This window comes from Bradyrhizobium sp. 132, from assembly GCF_023074185.1.
GTDB lineage: Bacteria > Pseudomonadota > Alphaproteobacteria > Rhizobiales > Xanthobacteraceae > Bradyrhizobium.
The window spans coordinates 60,627-77,891 of the sequence record NZ_JADPKY010000030.1 but is presented as its reverse complement, the minus strand read 5'-3'; the positions used below and the strand labels follow the sequence as shown (position 1 = coordinate 77,891).

Here is a 17,265-nt window from a genome sequence, read left to right as displayed (position 1 = left end):
GTCAGTCTCCCACCGGCGCGATGGCCGGGTTCATGGCTTTGAGCGAGGTCAGCCGTTTGCGCATGACACCGCTGGCGCGGGGGCCGGCGATGATGACCGCATTGGCGAGCGTGATCGGCCGCATGTCGGCGGCATCGACCACGACCGGATCGAACGGACGACTATCGTCGCGGTTCGCCAGCAAAATGGATTCGCCTTTCGGCGTGAGATGCTTGTTGCCCCAGGCGAGCAGCGCGACGATCACGGGAAAGAAATCCCGCGCCTTGTCCGTCAGCACATATTCGTAACGCGGCGGCCGCTCGTGATAGCGGCGGCGCACGAACATGCCGCTTTCGGTGAGATGGGCCAACCGCCGCGACAGGATGTTCGGCGCGATCCCGAGACTTTGTGAAAATTCGTCGAACTTTGTTGCGCCCTGGAACGCATCCCGCAGGATCAAAATGCTCCACCATTCACCAACGGTCTCCACGGCGCGGCCGACCGGGCATTCCAGGATGGAGGGGGATTTGGGCTGCATCCTGGGAAGGTAGAGAGGTAACTTGCAAAATGCAAGTTACTCGTCATTGCGAGCGCAGCGAAGCAATCCAGAGTCTTGCCGCGGTGGCAGACTGGATTGCTTCGCTGCGCTCGCAATGACGATTGTTGATGCAGTCGGGCGCTGTCTCACCGACCTTCGCCGGCAAGACACCGAAATGTGCGGGTAGCGTGCGAGCCCTAATGCGACCGTGCCAGACAGAACGCCACGACCTGCTCCAGTGCGCTCTTCATTGGCGAGGACGGGAACAGCGCCAGCGCGTCCACAGCCATGGCGCCGTAGTGCTGGGCGCGGCTCCGCGTGTCTTCGAGGGCGCGGTGCTTGTTCATCAACCCGATGGCGTGGTCGAGGTCGGTGTCGCCGACCTCGCCGCGCTCGAGCGCGCGGATCCAGAAGGCGCGCTCGGTGTCGTTGCCGCGGCGGAAGGCGAGCACGACTGGCAGCGTGATCTTGCCCTCGCGAAAATCGTCGCCGGTGTTCTTGCCGAGTTTTGCGCTCTTGCCGCCATAGTCGAGCACGTCGTCGACCAGCTGGAAAGCGATGCCGAGATTCATGCCGACTGATCGGCAGGCGGTCTGTTCCGCCTTGGGGCGGTTGGCGATGACAGGGCCGACCTCGCAGGCAGCGGCGAACAGCTCGGCGGTCTTGCCGCGGATCACGGCGAGATATTCGTCTTCGGTGGTCGCGGTGTTCTTGGCGGCGGCAAGCTGCATCACCTCGCCCTCGGCGATGGTCGCGGCGGCCGCGGAGAGGATGTCGAGCGCGCGGAGCGAGCCGACCTCGACCATCATGCGAAAAGCCTGGCCGAGCAGGAAGTCGCCGACCAGCACGCTCGCTTCGTTGCCCCAGAGCATCCGCGCCGACAGCTTGCCGCGGCGCATCTCGCTCTCGTCGACGACGTCGTCGTGCAGGAGCGTGGCGGTATGCATGAACTCGACGGAGGCGGCGAGCTTGATATGGCCGTCACCGGCGTAGCCGGCGAGGTTGGCCATGGCGAGCGTCAGCATCGGCCGCAGGCGCTTGCCCCCGGAGGAGATCAGATGATTGGCGACCTCGGGGATCATGGTCACATCAGAACCGGTCCGCGACAGGATCGTGGCGTTGACGCGCTCCATGTCACCGGCGACAAGGACAACCAGCTCTTCGATCGACGCGCCGGGAGTTTCGAAAGGTACGATGACGGCCACGCCGGTCTCCAATATTTGCCCCGGAAGGGCTATTCTGATCGAAAGACAATAGAAACTGGACGGGGATGCGGCAAGGGCCGTGGAACCATTGACATTGCCGCTTAATCCCCGTCAGGCAGGAGGCCTGTGTTTTGCGAGAACTGGTTCGGACCAACGATATGGTGCTGGTGTCGGCGGTCGGCGCGCTGCTCGACGGCGCCAACATCCATCATCTGGTGCTGGACCAGAACATGAGCATCATCGAGGGCTCGCTGGGCATTTTGCCGCGGCGGATCCTGGTCCATGAAGACGACGCCCTCGAGGCCCGGCAGCTCCTGACCGAGGCCGGCCTCAGCCACGAACTCCGCAGCGATAGGTGAAGCGCTGACAGACCTCACCGAAGACGCCTTTCTCGGCGGGCAGTTGCGACTGAAGCAGAAGCGGTCCGGCCATCGCGCCGGGCACGACGCCATTTTGCTCGCGGCGGCGACGCAGGCCCAAGCGGGCGACCGCGTGGTCGATCTCGGCGCCGGCATCGGCACAGCCGGGTTGGCGCTGGCCCGGCGCGTGGCCGGTATCAGGCTCAGCCTGGTCGAGATTGATCCGGAACTGGCAGGGCTTGCGCGCGCCAATGCGGCGGCGAATGCGATTGCCGCCGAGACCATCGTGCTCGACGTCACCGCGGACGCACAGGCGTTTGCGGCGAGCGGGCTCGCGCCCGACAGCGTCGACGTGGTGCTGATGAATCCGCCCTTCAACGATCCCGCTCGCCATCGTGGCTCGCCCGATCAAGCGCGCCACACCGCGCATGTGGCGACCGACGGGACGTTGAATGCGTGGGTGCATGCGGCACGGCGCATCCTCCGATCGGATGGCGCGCTGACATTGATTTGGCGCGCAGATGGAATCGCCGACGTTTTGGCAGCGCTGTCACACGGCTTCGGAAGTCTCGCGATCCTGCCGGTTCATGGCGAAGCGGGACGGCCCGCGATCCGGGTGCTGGTGCGCGCAGTCAAGGGCGGCCGGGCTCCGACGCGCGTGCTGCCGGGCCTCATGCTCAACGACGCGCCGCGCGTGCCGAACAACGAGGTGAGGGATATCCTGGAGGGAAGGGCGGTGTTGCCGCTGGTGGAGCCGTGACGGCCTACTGCGGAAGTGATTCCGACTGCTGCTCTTGCGGAGTCGTCAGGCGGATCGCCGTGAACAGCGCACCGATCAGCAGCATCAGCAGATAGATTTTCATGGTGTTCTCCGCTGGCCCATTGCAGCCTCTCAACGGAGTTTCCGCAAAACACGTTCCGGGCCCTTCCAATGACAGTCGCGTGATAAGAAATGGTTAATCAGAGGTAACGGCATGGCCGAACAATTGAACGATCGTGAGAGTTCCGGCCTGGCCGACAAGCTCATGCAATATCTGCCGGCGCGCTTCCGTCCCGGCACGGCCGTGGTGCCGGTGGTGCGGCTGTCCGGCGTGATCGGCGCGGTGACGCCGCTGCGCCCGGGCATGACACTCGCGACCGTTGCGCGGGTGCTGGAGCGGGCGTTTTCGATGCGCAACGCCAAGGCGGTGGCGCTGGTGATCAACTCGCCCGGCGGCTCGCCGGTGCAGTCGCGCCAGATCTATCTGCGCATCAAGCAACTCGCGGCGGAGAAGAAGCTGCCGGTGCTGGTGTTCGTCGAGGATGTCGCCGCATCCGGCGGCTACATGATCGCCTGCGCCGGCGACGAGATCATCTGCGATCCGTCCTCGATCCTCGGCTCGATCGGCGTGGTCGGCGGCAGCTTTGGTTTCCAGGAAGCGATCAGGCGGCTCGGCATCGAGCGGCGCCTCTACACCGCCGGCGCGCACAAGGCGATGCTCGATCCGTTCCTCCCCGAGAATCCCGAAGACGTCGCCAAGCTGAAGGCGCTCCAGCGCGAGATCCACCGGATCTTCATCGCGCTGGTGAAGGAGAGCCGCGGCGCGCGGTTGAAGGGCGACGACGACACCCTGTTCACGGGCGAATACTGGGCTGGCGAAAGCTCAATCGCGCTGGGGCTCGCCGACAGCATCGGCGATCTCCGCTCAACTCTTCGTGCCCGCTTTGGTGAGAAGGTTCTCACGCCCGTGATTGCCCAGCCGACCGGTCTGCTTTCCAGTCTTTTGGGCCGGAAATCGCCGGGCGCCGGGCAGCTTTCGGCCATGGAATCAGTGGCTGGCCTGCCGGACGATCTGATCTCGGCTGTCGAGACACGGGCGATCTGGGCGAAATTCGGGTTCTAGACCGAGGCCGCCCGCGCCATTTCGCCCGGGGCGTGCCGATTGCGGTGCGGCCCGGTCTGCGCAAGAATGCGCGTGGGGGCTGAGCATTGTGAACAAGGAACGACCAATGCCGCCGTTCGTCGCATTCGCGGGCGTCCTGGGCGGGCTTGCCGTGGTCCGCTGGGCCTACAAGACCGCTGTCAGGATCAACCGGGAGCTGGAGGAGATGCGCCTCTCGCGCGTCGCCGAGGCCGCCCATAGAGGGGCCGTCCAGACGCTGAAACAGGACCCCGTCACCGGAGCCTACCGGCCGGGTTAGTTGGTGCCGTAGGCCTAGGCAAAGCGAAGCGTGCCCACCACCGGCATCGCGATCTTGGAAAGATGGTGGGCACGACGCAATTGCGCCTTGGCCCACACTGCCGCATCGTCCCGGGACGATGGAGTGTTTGGCCCGAAACGGCCCCCTTCACCTTGATTCCCACCCCTGCCGTCGATACGGTCCCGCGCGATTCAAACCCCCGCGAGAGCCTGATCTGACGATGGACGCCTCATTGCCCGCCCATATGCGCCCGGAACGCTCGTTCCAGGGTTTTATCCTCGCGCTCCAGCGGTTCTGGGCCGAGCAGGGCTGCGTGATCCTGCAGCCCTACGACATGGAGATGGGTGCGGGCACCTTCCATCCGGCCACCACGCTGCGCGCGCTCGGGCCAAAGCCCTGGAACGCGGCCTATGTGCAGCCCTCGCGCCGGCCCAAGGACGGCCGCTATGGCGAGAATCCGAACCGGATGCAGCACTACTACCAGTTCCAGGTGATCATGAAGCCGTCGCCGCCGAACCTTCAGGAGCTGTACCTGAAGTCGCTCGCCGCGATCGGCATCGATTCCGCCGTGCACGACATCCGCTTCGTCGAGGACGATTGGGAGAGCCCGACGCTGGGCGCCTGGGGCCTCGGCTGGGAGTGCTGGTGCGACGGCATGGAAGTGAGCCAGTTCACCTATTTCCAGCAGGTCGCGGGTGTCGAATGCGCGCCGGTCGCGGGCGAGCTCACCTACGGGCTCGAACGCCTCGCGATGTATGTGCAGGGCGTCGATCGCGTCTACGACCTCAACTTCAACGGCCGCGATGGTGACGCCAAGGTCACCTATGGCGACGTCTTCCTGCAGGCCGAGCGGGAATATTCGAAGCACAATTTCGAAGTCGCCGACACCGCGATGCTGTTCGAGCAATTCAAGATGGCCGAGACTGCCTGCAGGAAATATCTCGACGCCGGTTGGAAGGATAGCAAGCGCGAGGCGCATCTGATGGCGCTGCCGGCCTATGACCAGTGCATCAAGGCGAGCCACGTCTTCAACCTGCTCGATGCCCGCGGCGTGATCTCGGTGACCGAGCGGCAGAGCTACATTCTCCGCGTGCGCGAGCTGGCCAAGGCCTGCGGCGAGGCCTGGATCCATACTGAAGCGGGCGGAGCGGCCTGATGCCCGATCTTTTGCTTGAACTGTTCTCGGAAGAAATCCCCGCGCGCATGCAGGCCAAGGCGGCCGACGATCTGCGCCGCATGGTCACCGACAAGCTCGTCGCCGAAGGCCTCGTCTACGAAGGCGCGAAGGCGTTCGCGACGCCGCGCCGTCTGGCGCTCACCGTGCACGGCATCCCTGCGCGCCAGCCTGATCTGAAGACCGAACGCCGTGGACCGAAAATGGGCGCGCCCGATGCGGCCGTGCAGGGTTTTCTGAAAGCGACGGGTCTGACATCGCTCGACGAAGCCAAGATCCAGCGCGACCCGAAGGGCGATTTCTACATCGCGCTGATCGAAAAGCCCGGCCGCGACGCGATCGACGTACTCGCAGAAATTCTCCCGGTGATCATCCGCACCTTCCCCTGGCCGAAATCGATGCGCTGGGGCGCGCGCTCGGGGAAACCGGGTTCGCTGAGCTGGGTGCGCCCGCTGCACACGATCATCGCGACCTTCGGGCCCGAGACCGAAGAGCCCGATGTCGTCAAATTCTCGGTGGACGGCATTGAGACCGGCCAGACCACCTACGGTCATCGCTTCATGGCGCCTGACGCGATAAGCGTGCGCCGGTTCGAGGACTATGAGGCCAAGCTGAAGGCTGCAAAAGTCATCCTCGATCCGCAGGCGCGCAAGGATATCATCTTTGCGGACGCTAAGGAGCTGACATTCGCGCAAGGGTTCGAGCTCGTCGAAGATCAGGTGCTGCTGGACGAAGTGTCCGGTCTCGTCGAATGGCCGGTCGTCATGATGGGATCGTTCGAAGCAGAATATCTCGCGATCCCCGAAGAGGTGATCCGCGCCACCATCCGCAACAACCAGAAGTGCTTCGTCGTCAAGGATTCCAAGACCGGCAAGCTGACCAATAAGTTTGTCCTCACCGCCAATATCGAGGCGGCGGACGGCGGCAAGACCATCGTCGCCGGCAACGAACGCGTGATCCGCCCGCGGCTGTCGGATGCGAAATTCTTCTATGAGACTGACCTGAAGACGAAGCTCGAGGATCGCCTGCCGAAGTTCGAGCATATCGTGTTTCACGAGAAGCTTGGAACGCAGGCCGCGCGCATCAAGCGGATTGAACGCCTCGCCGCCGAGATCGCCCCACTGGTCGGCGCCGATGTCGCGAAGGCAACGCGCGCCGCGCATCTGGCGAAGGCGGATTTGCTGACCGAAGTCGTCGGCGAATTCCCCGAGGTGCAGGGCCTGATGGGCAAGTACTACGCGCTGGCCCAAGACGAGGACGCTTCCGTCGCCGCCGCCTGCGAGGAGCACTACAAGCCGCAAGGCCCTGCTGATCGCGTGCCGACCGATCCGGTCAGCGTCGCGGTGGCGCTCGCCGACAAGCTCGACACGCTCGTTGGTTTCTGGGCCATCGATGAGAAGCCGACGGGGAGCAAGGACCCGTATGCGCTGCGTCGCGCGGCGCTGGGTGTGATCAGGCTGATTGCCGAAAACGCACTGCGTCTGTCGCTCATGAAGGTGGCGGCGTCCGCACTCGCCGGCTTGTCCGTGAAGCCTGCCGATGCGCAGAAGCTTCCGAGCGACCTGTTGGCTTTCTTCGCCGACCGCCTGAAAGTCCAGCTCCGCGAGCAGGGCGCGCGTCACGATCTCGTCGACGCCGTGTTCGCGCTCGGTGGCCAGGACGATCTCCTGATGATCGTCCGCCGCGTCGAGGCGCTGGGCAAATTCCTCGAGACCGACGACGGCAAGAACCTGCTCGCCGGTATCAAGCGCGCCAGCAATATTCTCGGCATCGAGGAGAAGAAGGACAAGCGCAGCTTCGACGGCGCACCTGATGCCGCGCTTTACAGCCTCGACGAGGAAAAGGCGTTGGCGAAGGCGATCGGCGAGGTGACAGCGGAAGCCAGCACCGCCGTCGCCAAGGAAGATTTTGCCGCCGCGATGAGCGCGATGGCAAAACTGCGTCCACCGGTCGATGCGTTCTTCGAGAAGGTCCGCGTCAACGACGACGACGCGAAAGTGCGCGAAAACCGCCTGAAGCTGCTGAACGAAATCCGCAGCGCCACGCGTGCGGTCGCGGATTTCTCGAAGATCCAGGATTGATCTCGTGCCCCGGACGCAGCGCAGCGCATCTTTGCGGTGCGCTGCAGAGCCGGGGCCCATGCCGCGGGGACTTGGAGCTTCTGGGTCCCGGGTCGCGCTTCGCTTACCCGGGACACGAGAGCACGCACACGAGATGCACAAAAAAGCCCCGCCCGGCGGGGGGAAGACCGGACAGGGCCAGATGTCCGATTACACTGTTCGCGTCAGCCTGATTGATGTGACGCGCCGGACATCTAGTTGATCCTTGAAAGCGCTAGTCCATCACCTCGACGATGCGCCGCGAGCGCGGCTCGACCAGCACGGTCTCGCCGTTCACGACGGTGTAGCGATAGGTGGTGGCGCCAAAACGTTGCGGCACGTCATAATAGGTGACGCCGCTTTCGGGTAAGGTGGCACCGACCACCACGCGATCGGGGATACGGAAAGCCGGCACACGTTGTTCGACGACATAGTCGCGGAAAGCCGGCCGCTGTTCGACCGGAATGGTCGGGCCGCTGTCGACGACGACGGGTGCGCGTCCCACCGTGCCGCTTTGCGCCTGCGCCGCAAGGGGCGAGCCGATCGCGGCCGCGAGCGCTGCAAGAGCAAGAATCCTGTTCCGCATGGGCAACTCCTTCGAGAAGGTTTTCGGGAAGCGCCACTGGCGCAACCGGTTGCCAATGCGCGCGTCTTCGCGATGTTCCGGAAAACACCTGCCGCATTCGCGGCATTTTCGGGCAGTTTTCGCGGAGCCGGGAACTCCCACGTCCCATGTGCGTCTCTACCCGCGGAACCCGGTCCGCTATGATCCGGCCGCGATTCGCCCCACCCACGGAAAGACAATTCATGCACATCACCGTCGCCCACATCTCGCCAATCCTGTCGCTGCTTGCGGGCGTGCTCATCCTGGTCATGCCGCGCCTCCTGAACCTGATCGTCGCGATTTTTCTCATCATAAATGGTGCGATCGGGCTCGGATTGTTGAAGTGGCTCCATCTCTAGGCCTTCATTCTCCGGAACTCTTCGACTTGCGCGGGCCTGCCCAAAGTGGTGTAAGGCGCGCCATTACCCATTCCTCTCGCAGGTTGTGTGCAAGCTATGGCCAAAGCCGCCTCGAAAATCCCAGCGAAATCAAAGTCTTCCGCCAAGGCGAAAGCCGTGCCGGCGGCCCGCAAGGCACTTGCCAAGAGCGCCCCGAAGCCAGTGGCCAAGGCCGCTGTGAAACCCGCTGCCAAGCCGGCTGTGAAGCCTGCCGCCAAGACTGTTTCCAAGACCGTTTCCAAGACTGTTTCCAAGAGTGCTTCAAAGGCACCGACCAAACCGGTTGCGCCGAAGGTTGCCGTGAAGCCCGCGCCGAGCAAGGCTGCGCCGGCCAAGGCAGCGCCTGTTACGGCCAAGGCCGGCAAGTGGGTCTATACGTTCGGGGACGGCAAGGCCGAAGGCAAAGCGGAGATGCGCGACCTGCTCGGCGGCAAGGGCGCCAACCTCGCCGAGATGGCCAATCTCGGCCTGCCGGTGCCTCCGGGCTTCACCATCCCGACCTCGGTCTGCACCTATTTCTACGCGCACGACAAATCCTACCCGAAGGAATTGCAGTCGCAGGTTGAGAAGGCGCTCGCGCATGTCGGCAAGTTGACCGGCAAGAGCTTCGGCGATTCCAGGAACCCGCTGCTCGTTTCGGTTCGCTCCGGCGGCCGCGCCTCGATGCCGGGCATGATGGACACTGTGCTCAATCTCGGCCTCAACGACGAGACCGTGGAAGCGCTGTCGGAACTGTCGGGCGACCGCCGCTTCGCCTATGATAGCTATCGCCGCTTCATCACCATGTATTCGGACGTGGTGCTCGGCTTCGAGCATCATCATTTCGAGGAAATCCTCGACACCTTCAAGGACGGCCAGGGCTACACGCTCGACACCGACCTCACCGCCGAGGACTGGGTCGATCTGGTCGGCAAATACAAGGACGCAGTCGCGCGCGAGACCGGCAAGGATTTTCCGCAGGATCCGCACGACCAGCTCTGGGGCGCGATCGGCGCGGTGTTTTCTTCCTGGATGAACGCGCGCGCGGTGACCTACCGCAAGCTGCACGACATTCCGGAATCCTGGGGCACCGCGGTCAACGTGCAGGCCATGGTGTTCGGCAACATGGGCGAGACCTCGGCGACCGGCGTTGCCTTCACCCGCAACCCCTCGACCGGCGAGAGCAAGCTCTACGGCGAGTTCCTGATCAACGCGCAAGGTGAGGACGTGGTGGCGGGCATCCGCACGCCGCACGACATCACCGAGGAAGCGCGAAAGGACTCCGGCTCCGACAAGGCGTCGATGGAATCCGCGATGCCGGAGGCCTTCAAGGAGCTGACGCGGATCTACACGCAGCTCGAGAAGCACTACCGCGACATGCAGGACATGGAGTTCACGGTCGAGCAGGGCAAGCTCTGGATGCTCCAGACCCGCGGCGGCAAGCGCACTGCGAAAGCGGCGCTGCGCATCGCGGTCGAGCTCGCCAATGAAGGCCTGATCACCAAGAAGGAAGCGGTGACACGGGTCGACCCCGCCTCGCTCGACCAGCTGCTGCATCCGACCATCGATCCCAACGCCAAGCGCGACGTGATCGCGACCGGTCTGCCGGCCTCGCCGGGTGCGGCTTCCGGCGAGATCGTGTTCTCCTCGGACGAAGCGGCCAAGCTTCAGGCCGACGGACGCAAGGTGATTCTGGTCCGCATCGAGACCAGCCCCGAAGACATCCACGGCATGCATGCCGCCGAAGGCATCCTGACGACCCGCGGCGGCATGACCTCGCATGCTGCGGTGGTCGCGCGCGGCATGGGCAAGCCCTGCGTCTCCGGCTGTGGCACCATCCGCGTCGATTACGGCCGCGGCACCATGAGCATCGGCTCGCGTACCTACAAGACCGGCGACGTCATCACCATCGACGGCTCGCTCGGCCAGGTGCTCGCCGGCCGCATGCCGATGATCGAGCCGGAGCTGTCCGGCGAGTTCGGCACGCTGATGAAATGGGCCGACCAGGTCCGCAAGCTCGGCGTGCGCGTCAACGCCGACACGCCGGAGGACGCGCACACCGCGATCAAGTTCGGCGCGGAAGGCATCGGCCTCTGCCGTACCGAGCACATGTTCTTCGAGGAGACGCGCATCCGCACGGTGCGCGAGATGATCCTCTCCGAGGACGAGCAGTCGCGCCGCGCCGCGCTGGCAAAACTGCTGCCGATGCAGCGCGCCGACTTCGTCGAGCTGTTCGAGATCATGAAGGGCCTGCCCGTCACGATCCGCTTGCTTGACCCGCCGCTGCACGAGTTCCTGCCGCACACCCATGCCGAGGTCGAGGAAGTGGCGCGCGCCATGAACACCGACCCGCGGCGCCTGGCCGACCGTGCGCGCGAGCTGTCGGAGTTCAATCCGATGCTCGGCTTCCGCGGCTGCCGTATCGCGATCGCCTACCCTGAGATCGCCGAAATGCAGGCGCGCGCGATCTTCGAGGCGGCGGTCGAGGCCGAGAAGCGCACCGGCAAGGCCGTCGGCCTCGAGGTGATGGTGCCGCTGATTGCCACCAAGATGGAGCTCGATCTCGTCAAGGCGCGGATCGATTCCACCGCGAAGGCGGTGATGCGCGACACCAACACCAAGCTGACCTATCAGGTCGGTACCATGATCGAGTTGCCGCGCGCCTGCCTGCTCGCGGGCGAGATCGCGGAGAGTGCCGAGTTCTTCTCGTTCGGCACCAACGACCTCACGCAGACGACGTACGGCATCAGCCGTGACGACGCGGCGAGCTTCCTCGGTCCGTACGTTACGAAGGGCATCCTGTTGGTCGATCCCTTTGTGGCGCTCGACCAGGAAGGCGTCGGCGAGCTCGTCAAGATTGGCGTCGCGCGCGGCCGCAAGACGCGCGCCTCGCTCAAGGTCGGAATCTGCGGCGAGCACGGCGGCGATCCGGCCTCAGTCGCCTTCTGCCACGCGATCGGCCTCGACTACGTCTCCTGCTCGCCCTACCGGGTCCCGATCGCCCGCCTCGCCGCGGCGCAAGCCGCGCTCGGCAAGGCGGTCGCGAGCCAGGCGTAAATCGAAGAGTTGAAATATTGACAGCGAAGGAGGCGGGGGCAAAACCCCGCCTCTTTCATTTGAAGCACAACGTCGGGGAGGGAACCGCGCGCCTCGCGTAAGGATACGTGCGCGCAAGAGTTCCTTCACCATTCGCGTTGACCAATTGTTTACCTCGTCGCGTGAGGCCGCATTTACCAATGCGCATCGTCGCCCCCGTGAAAACACCTGAGATCGCTTGCGTGTGCCGCATGCGCAACGTCGATTAACGCCCCGGCAACCTAAATTAGATACTCACGATAAAGATCGAATTGCACGGATGTACTGCTGCTCGATTCTTCTAGCGTAAGCGTAGCGTGAGCGTAGCGATGTTTTTGTGGCGTAACCATCCGAAGGGCGCGCGGTTCGCGTCCTTCGGCATCGGTCTCTGCATCTTCGCATTGATGCCGAGAGAGACCGGCTATCAGGACATTGCCTCGCTGCTGGCGCGCCAACCCGGCGTCGCTGAGCGCTGGCAAAAGCAGGTGTTCTCTGCTGCGTCCTCCATACAGCTCGCCACCTACAGTTTTTCGCGGCCGATCGGTACTTCGGTTCCGCAGAGCACGATGGTTCGCCTCGCAAGCCTCGATGGCCGCGACGTCACCGGCGCGATCAACCGCAACCCGGCGCTTCAGGCGCCGCCCCGCTACCAAGCCTCTGATTTTCCCAAGGTCGATCGCTCCATGAAGGGTGATCGTCTCGCAACGATCACACCGACGCAGGCTCCCGAGGCGAGCGCGCCGACGGCAGCGCCCGCGCAGGAAGATCCCGCGACCTCGAATAGCTCGGTGTTCGGCGCCAAGACCGTCGCGCTGCCACAAGCGATGTCGCCGGAGTCCGCGGCCGCGCTCGATCCCGAGCTCGCGGAAGCACTGCGTGCGCCGCCGCTGCCGCAATACACCAATGCGCCACGAGCCAGTGACGCGGCGCGCTCGCTCGCGCTCCAGCCGCTCGAAGCGCTGAAGCAGGCCACCATTCCGGCTGCACCGCCACGCGATCCATTCCGCGTCAAGACATCGAACCTGTTCTTCGGCAGCTCCTCGCTCGGCGGCAATGTCGAGAGCATCGAGAGCTGGCAGCCCGGTGCCGAGCCGCTGATCGTGATGCCCGACCCTGATATGAAGGTGACGGCCTCGTTGACGCCGCCGACGGAGGAGATTGCGAAGGACATCGAGAACGGCGAGAGCGTCGCGCCGAAGGGCGAGGTCAACGTCGACAACCAGCGCGCCAGATCGCCGGCGGAGCGGCTCGCACTCGACGACAAGTCGCGCGCGAAGTCCGAGAAGTGCCTCGCGGAGGCTGTCTACTTTGAATCGCGAGGCGAGGCCGTGCGCGGCCAGATGGCGGTTGCGCAGGTGGTGATGAACCGCGTGTTCTCCGGCAAATATCCAGATACCGTGTGCGGCGCGGTCTATCAGAACAAGCATCGCCATCTCGCCTGCCAGTTCACCTTCGCCTGCGACAACAACGCCGACGTGATCCGCGAGCCCGAGATGTGGGAGCGTGCGAAGAAGATATCGAAGGCGATGCTCGACGGCCAGATCTGGCTGCCCGAAGTCGGCAAGTCCACGCACTACCACGCCTATTGGGTGCGCCCGTCCTGGGTCGCCGAGATGAAGAAGATGTACAAGACCGGCGTCCACACCTTCTATCGCCCGCGCGCCTGGGGCGACGGCAGCGAGGAGCCGAGCTGGGGCACCCCGGCGCAAACCGCCGCGCTCTCCGCCGAACTCACCCAGGAAGCCAAGAGCTCCGCCGAGATGGGCGCGACCGAGCGGCGGTAGCCGCTAAGCTTCGATGTCCAACGCGCAATCGAAATTCGGCGCCGAATGCGTCAACGCGCCTGCCGACGCGTAATCAACGCCGGTCGCTGCGATCGCAGCAATCGAATCCAGCGTGACGCCGCCGGAGGCCTCCAGTTTGAGGCGCCCCTCGTTGAGCCTGACCGCATCGCGCAGCGTCGCATTGTCCATGTTGTCGAGCAGGACGGCATCGGCGAGGCCGGTGTCGAGCACCTCGCGCAGCTGCGACAGCGTATCGACCTCGATCTCGATCTTGACGAGATGGCCGGCATGGGCGCGGGCGCGCTCGAGCACGGGGCGGATGCCGCCGGCGACCGCGATGTGATTGTCCTTGATCAGGATCGCATCATCGAGGCCGAAACGGTGATTGAAGCCGCCGCCGCAGCGCACCGCATATTTCTCCAGTGCCCGCAATCCCGGCGTGGTCTTTCGCGTGCAGCAGATCCGCATCCTGGTGCCTTCGGTGCGCGCAACGTAGTCCGCCGTGAGCGTCGCAACGCCCGACAGGCGGCCGACGAAATTCAGCGCGGTCCGCTCCGCCGTGAGAATGGCGCGTGCCGGTCCAGAGATCGTCAGCACCTGCTGACCGCGGGCGACGCGCGCGGCGTCGCGAACATGTGCGCGCACCTCGATGTCGGACGAGAGCTTTTGCAAGGTTGCGAGCGCCAGCGGCAAGCCGGCGATCACGCCGGACTGGCGCGCGACCAGGATCGCCTGCGCCTTGGTTGCTTCGGGAATCGTCGCCACCGAGGTGATATCGCCGGCGCGGCCGAGATCCTCGTCGAGCGCGCGCTGCACGGCCTCGTCGATCGCGAGCGGGGAGAGGAAGGCGTCGGGATAGAGCAGAGAAGTCGGCGTGATCATGGGGTTTCCTTCAGGCGATTATAGGTTGCGCGGTGCGTGGGAGCGGACGTTCGGTCAAGCTGTGCGCGACCTCGCGTGTCGCCGAGAGCGTGGTCATGGTGCGTCGTGCCAGCGCAGGTACATCGGCCGGATGGTCGGACCGGAAATGCGCGCCGCGGCTTTCGCGCCGGTCCCAGGCGGAGGCCGCCACAAGCAGGGCTGCCGTTGCCATGTTGCAGACTGCGATGCTCGTGGCCTCGCGTTCGAGCGTGGCGAAGCTGCGAACCGCTTCCGCGAGCCCGTCGCCGTCGCGGATCACGCCGACATGCGCGCTCATCATCGTCCGCAGCCGCTTCACGGCCGCAGTATCCGGCGCGCCGCCGCGCGGCATCACCACGTCCGAAAGACGGGCAGGCGAGGGGATCGTGCGCCCGGCGACGTCGTCGGCGATGCGCGCGGCGTAGACCACGGCCTCCAACAGTGAATTCGAGGCGAGGCGATTGGCACCATGCGCGCCGGTGGACGACACTTCGCCGCCGGCCCAGAGCCCGTCGATCGAGCTGCGGCCGCGATCGTCCACCGCGATGCCACCCATGTGATAGTGCGCCGCCGGTGCGATCGGAATGGCCTGCGTGGCGGGATCGATGCCGGCGGCGATGCAGCTTGCATGCACCGTTGGAAATCTTTCGGCGAAGCGCGCGCCCAGCGCTCGCCGCGCATCGAGGAAGGCGCCGCGCCCGCCCGCGATCTCCGCGAATACGCCGCGAGCCACGATGTCGCGCGGTGCGAGCTCGGCAAGCGGATGGCGCGCCGTCATGAAACGCTCGCCATGGCCGTTGATCAGCGTCGCGCCTTCGCCGCGCAGAGCTTCAGTCGCGAGCGGCGCCGGATCGCGTCCGGCCATGATGGCGGTCGGGTGGAATTGCACGAACTCGGGATCTGCAATCACCGCGCCCGCGCGCGCGGCGATCGCAAGGCCGGATCCGCTGGCCTCGTGCGGATTGGTGGTGGTGGCATAGAGATGTCCGATGCCGCCGGTGGCGAGCACCACCGTGCGAGCGGCGAGCAGGATCGTCTGTGCGGCGAAATTGCCGGCTTCACGCAATTGAAGACCGGTGACGGCGCCATCCTCGGTCAACAGCGCTTCGGCGACGAGACCTTCGATCAGTCGGATCGACGGCGTGCGCCGCACGGCATCGCTCAGCGCCGCAATGATGGCCGCCCCCGCACCATCGCCTCGCACGTGCACGATGCGCCGCGCGGAGTGTGCGGCTTCGCGCCCGACTGCGAGCTTGCCTTCGAGATCGCGGTCGAACGGCACGCCATAGGCGAGAAGATCGTGAACCCGCGGGGCGGCCTCGCGCGCGATTCCCAGTGCCACCGCTTCGTCGACGAGGCCGCCGCCGACCGCAATCGTATCCGCAGCATGTGCTTCCGGCGTATCGCCTTCGGCTACTGCCGCCGCGATGCCGCCTTGCGCCCATGCGGACGACGCGCCCTGTCCCAGCGGCGCGGCCGAGATCAATGTCACCGGCCGCGGCGCGAGTTTTAGCGCGCAGAACAATCCGGCAAGCCCGCCACCGACGATGACGACGTCGTCGGAACGGGTGAGGTTATGGATGTTATCTTGCATGTCGTGCTCTCAATTCTTCAGATTGATCATCCGCTCGACCGAACGCCTTGCGCGTTCCGCGAGCGCGGGATCGATCGTCACCTCCTCGCGGAGCGTCAGCAGGCTCTCCAGAATGTTGGCGAGCGTGATGCGCTTCATGTGCGGGCAGATATTGCAGGGGCGCAGCATCTCCACATCGGGGAGCTCGGCGCGCACATTGTCGGCCATCGAGCATTCCGTGATCATCACCAGCCGCCGCGGCCGCTTTTCGCGCACCCAGTTGATCATATGCGCGGTCGAGCCCGTGAAGTCGGCCTCAGCCAGCACGTCCGGCGGGCATTCGGGATGCGCGATGATTTGCACGGAGGGATCGGCCTCGCGGTAACTGCGCAGCTCCGCGCCCGTAAAGCGCTCGTGCACCTCGCAGGCGCCCTTCCAGGCGATGATCTTCACGTCGGTCTTCGAAGCCACGTAGGTGGCGAGATAGCGATCGGGCAGGAAGATCACGCTTGGCACGCCCAGGCTCTCGACAACCTGCACTGCGTTCGACGAGGTGCAGCAGATGTCGACTTCGGCCTTCACCTCCGCGGAGGTGTTGACATAGGCAACGACAGGCACGCCGGGAAATTTTTCGCGCAGCAGGCGAACGTCCGCGCCGGTGATGCTGGCGGCGAGCGAGCAGCCGGCGCGCGTATCAGGGATCAGCACCATCTTGTCCGGATTGAGCAGCTTCGCCGTCTCCGCCATGAAGTGCACGCCGCACTGGACGATGATGTCGGCTTTCACCTTGGTGGCTTCGACCGCGAGCTGGAGTGAATCGCCGCCGATGTCGGCGACGCAGTGGAAGATCTCCGGCGCCTGGTAATTGTGCGCGAGGATCACCGCGCCCCGCGCGCGCTTCAGCTCGTTGATCACCTTGATGGTCGGCGCCATCAGCGGCCACTCGATTGGCGGGATCACGTGCTTGACGCGCTCATAGAGCGGCGCGGTGGCGCGCTCGACCTCCGGCGTCCATTCCAGCGAAGGCATCGGCAGCGGAGGTCCGGTTCGCGCCGGCGCTGCCCGGGGCGAGGTGGTGACCTGGCCCTGCGGCCGGTTGGCAAAGTCGTCGGGGCCGTAAATTCCAGTTAGCGGCATTGAAGCCTCCCGTACATGTCATATATACTCAATATGAGTATATATAGAGCCCGAGAAATCCGGCCGAGAGGCCGGCGGAGCATCTGATATACTCAATCTGAGTAAATTGAAGATAACACGTCGTGGAGAGGGTCGCTAGGTCCCGCCGCACACATTCTCGTCAAGGCGTGGCGCATCTCGCCCAGGAGGTCTCGGCGAAACGCAATGCTCCCGCGGCAGCTCTTCGTGGAACGCAATCATTTTTGACTTGGGGTTTTCATGCACCTGCATTAAACGCCTG

The 17,265-nt window shown here is 64.8% G+C and carries 15 protein-coding genes; 9 read left to right on the top strand and 6 right to left on the bottom strand.

What is annotated here, in order from left to right:
- Position 1: 1 nt before the first annotated feature.
- Both IVA74_RS04560 and IVA74_RS04555 read right to left on the bottom strand, forming a co-directional pair.
- Complete coding sequence (locus IVA74_RS04560) at positions 2 to 517, bottom strand: helix-turn-helix domain-containing protein (protein WP_247340311.1); 516 nt, start codon at positions 515 to 517, stop codon at positions 2 to 4.
- Between the two features lie 197 nt (positions 518 to 714).
- Positions 715 to 1,722 (bottom strand): polyprenyl synthetase family protein, encoded by a 1,008-nt coding sequence (locus IVA74_RS04555; protein WP_247340309.1) that lies wholly within the window; start codon positions 1,720 to 1,722, stop codon positions 715 to 717.
- Between the two features lie 131 nt (positions 1,723 to 1,853).
- On the opposite strand from IVA74_RS04555, the gene IVA74_RS04550 reads away from it, so the two are divergent.
- The 6 genes from IVA74_RS04550 to glyS all read left to right on the top strand — a co-directional run bounded on the left by IVA74_RS04550 (position 1,854) and on the right by glyS (position 7,517).
- A complete protein-coding gene (locus IVA74_RS04550; RefSeq protein ID WP_247340307.1) occupies positions 1,854 to 2,081 on the top strand; it encodes a DUF2007 domain-containing protein in 228 nt (75 codons plus the stop codon).
- The gene (locus IVA74_RS04545; protein ID WP_247340585.1) at positions 2,074 to 2,841 is read left to right on the top strand and encodes a methyltransferase; all 768 of its coding nucleotides are present in this window, start codon (positions 2,074 to 2,076) and stop codon (positions 2,839 to 2,841) included. The genes IVA74_RS04550 and IVA74_RS04545 overlap by 8 nt, the downstream gene beginning before the upstream one ends.
- Positions 2,842 to 3,055: 214 nt before the next feature.
- Entirely contained in the window at positions 3,056 to 3,964 is a 909-nt protein-coding gene (locus tag IVA74_RS04540; RefSeq protein ID WP_247340305.1) for a S49 family peptidase, read from the top strand.
- A gap of 106 nt (positions 3,965 to 4,070) precedes the next feature.
- The gene (locus IVA74_RS04535; protein ID WP_247340302.1) at positions 4,071 to 4,262 is read left to right on the top strand and encodes a hypothetical protein; all 192 of its coding nucleotides are present in this window, start codon (positions 4,071 to 4,073) and stop codon (positions 4,260 to 4,262) included.
- Between the two features lie 220 nt (positions 4,263 to 4,482).
- Positions 4,483 to 5,418, top strand: a complete 936-nt coding sequence (locus tag IVA74_RS04530; protein WP_247340297.1) for a glycine--tRNA ligase subunit alpha — start codon at positions 4,483 to 4,485, stop codon at positions 5,416 to 5,418.
- Positions 5,418 to 7,517 carry a glycine--tRNA ligase subunit beta gene (glyS, locus tag IVA74_RS04525; protein ID WP_247340296.1) on the top strand — a complete coding sequence of 700 codons (2,100 nt, stop codon included), beginning with the start codon at positions 5,418 to 5,420 and terminating at the stop codon, positions 7,515 to 7,517. Before IVA74_RS04530 ends, glyS begins: the two co-directional genes overlap by 1 nt.
- Before the next feature lie 253 nt (positions 7,518 to 7,770).
- Here glyS and IVA74_RS04520 read toward each other — a convergent pair whose 3' ends face one another.
- Positions 7,771 to 8,121, bottom strand: coding sequence for a DUF1236 domain-containing protein (locus IVA74_RS04520; RefSeq protein WP_247340295.1), 351 nt, complete (start codon positions 8,119 to 8,121; stop codon positions 7,771 to 7,773).
- 221 nt (positions 8,122 to 8,342) lie between these two features.
- Between IVA74_RS04520 and IVA74_RS04515 the strand changes: the two genes are divergently transcribed.
- The 3 genes from IVA74_RS04515 to IVA74_RS04505 all read left to right on the top strand — a co-directional run bounded on the left by IVA74_RS04515 (position 8,343) and on the right by IVA74_RS04505 (position 13,375).
- The gene (locus IVA74_RS04515) at positions 8,343 to 8,498 is read left to right on the top strand and encodes a DUF3096 domain-containing protein (protein ID WP_247340294.1); all 156 of its coding nucleotides are present in this window, start codon (positions 8,343 to 8,345) and stop codon (positions 8,496 to 8,498) included.
- A gap of 96 nt (positions 8,499 to 8,594) precedes the next feature.
- On the top strand, positions 8,595 to 11,573 hold the full coding sequence (gene ppdK, locus IVA74_RS04510; protein WP_247340293.1) for a pyruvate, phosphate dikinase: 2,979 nt from the start codon (positions 8,595 to 8,597) through the stop codon (positions 11,571 to 11,573).
- A 347-nt stretch (positions 11,574 to 11,920) separates the two neighbouring features.
- Complete coding sequence (locus tag IVA74_RS04505) at positions 11,921 to 13,375, top strand: cell wall hydrolase (RefSeq protein ID WP_247340292.1); 1,455 nt, start codon at positions 11,921 to 11,923, stop codon at positions 13,373 to 13,375.
- Positions 13,376 to 13,378: 3 nt separating this feature from the next.
- On the opposite strand, the gene nadC is transcribed toward IVA74_RS04505, so the two are convergent.
- From nadC to nadA, 3 genes are read right to left on the bottom strand one after another with little or no spacing between them, the layout of a single operon-like run.
- Positions 13,379 to 14,257 (bottom strand): carboxylating nicotinate-nucleotide diphosphorylase, encoded by an 879-nt coding sequence (nadC, locus tag IVA74_RS04500; protein WP_247340286.1) that lies wholly within the window; start codon positions 14,255 to 14,257, stop codon positions 13,379 to 13,381.
- A 10-nt stretch (positions 14,258 to 14,267) separates the two neighbouring features.
- A complete protein-coding gene (locus tag IVA74_RS04495; RefSeq protein ID WP_247340283.1) occupies positions 14,268 to 15,869 on the bottom strand; it encodes an L-aspartate oxidase in 1,602 nt (533 codons plus the stop codon).
- Between the two features lie 9 nt (positions 15,870 to 15,878).
- Positions 15,879 to 16,985: a quinolinate synthase NadA gene (gene nadA, locus IVA74_RS04490; protein WP_247340279.1), complete on the bottom strand. Its 1,107-nt coding sequence runs from the start codon at positions 16,983 to 16,985 to the stop codon at positions 15,879 to 15,881.
- Between the last annotated feature and the right edge of the window lie 280 nt (positions 16,986 to 17,265).

Bases quoted from the DNA above. Each gene is read 5' to 3' on its own strand.
- IVA74_RS04560 (WP_247340311.1), bottom strand. From the start codon at position 517: ATGCAGCCCAAATCCCCCTCCATCCTGGAATGCCCGGTCGGCCGCGCC.
- IVA74_RS04540 (WP_247340305.1), top strand. From the start codon at position 3,056: ATGGCCGAACAATTGAACGATCGTGAGAGTTCCGGCCTGGCCGACAAG.
- IVA74_RS04535 (WP_247340302.1), top strand. From the start codon at position 4,071: ATGCCGCCGTTCGTCGCATTCGCGGGCGTCCTGGGCGGGCTTGCCGTG.
- IVA74_RS04530 (WP_247340297.1), top strand. From the start codon at position 4,483: ATGGACGCCTCATTGCCCGCCCATATGCGCCCGGAACGCTCGTTCCAG.
- glyS (WP_247340296.1), top strand. From the start codon at position 5,418: ATGCCCGATCTTTTGCTTGAACTGTTCTCGGAAGAAATCCCCGCGCGC.
- IVA74_RS04520 (WP_247340295.1), bottom strand. From the start codon at position 8,121: ATGCGGAACAGGATTCTTGCTCTTGCAGCGCTCGCGGCCGCGATCGGC.
- IVA74_RS04515 (WP_247340294.1), top strand. From the start codon at position 8,343: ATGCACATCACCGTCGCCCACATCTCGCCAATCCTGTCGCTGCTTGCG.
- ppdK (WP_247340293.1), top strand. From the start codon at position 8,595: ATGGCCAAAGCCGCCTCGAAAATCCCAGCGAAATCAAAGTCTTCCGCC.
- IVA74_RS04505 (WP_247340292.1), top strand. From the start codon at position 11,921: ATGTTTTTGTGGCGTAACCATCCGAAGGGCGCGCGGTTCGCGTCCTTC.
- nadC (WP_247340286.1), bottom strand. From the start codon at position 14,257: ATGATCACGCCGACTTCTCTGCTCTATCCCGACGCCTTCCTCTCCCCG.
- IVA74_RS04495 (WP_247340283.1), bottom strand. From the start codon at position 15,869: ATGCAAGATAACATCCATAACCTCACCCGTTCCGACGACGTCGTCATC.
- nadA (WP_247340279.1), bottom strand. From the start codon at position 16,985: ATGCCGCTAACTGGAATTTACGGCCCCGACGACTTTGCCAACCGGCCG.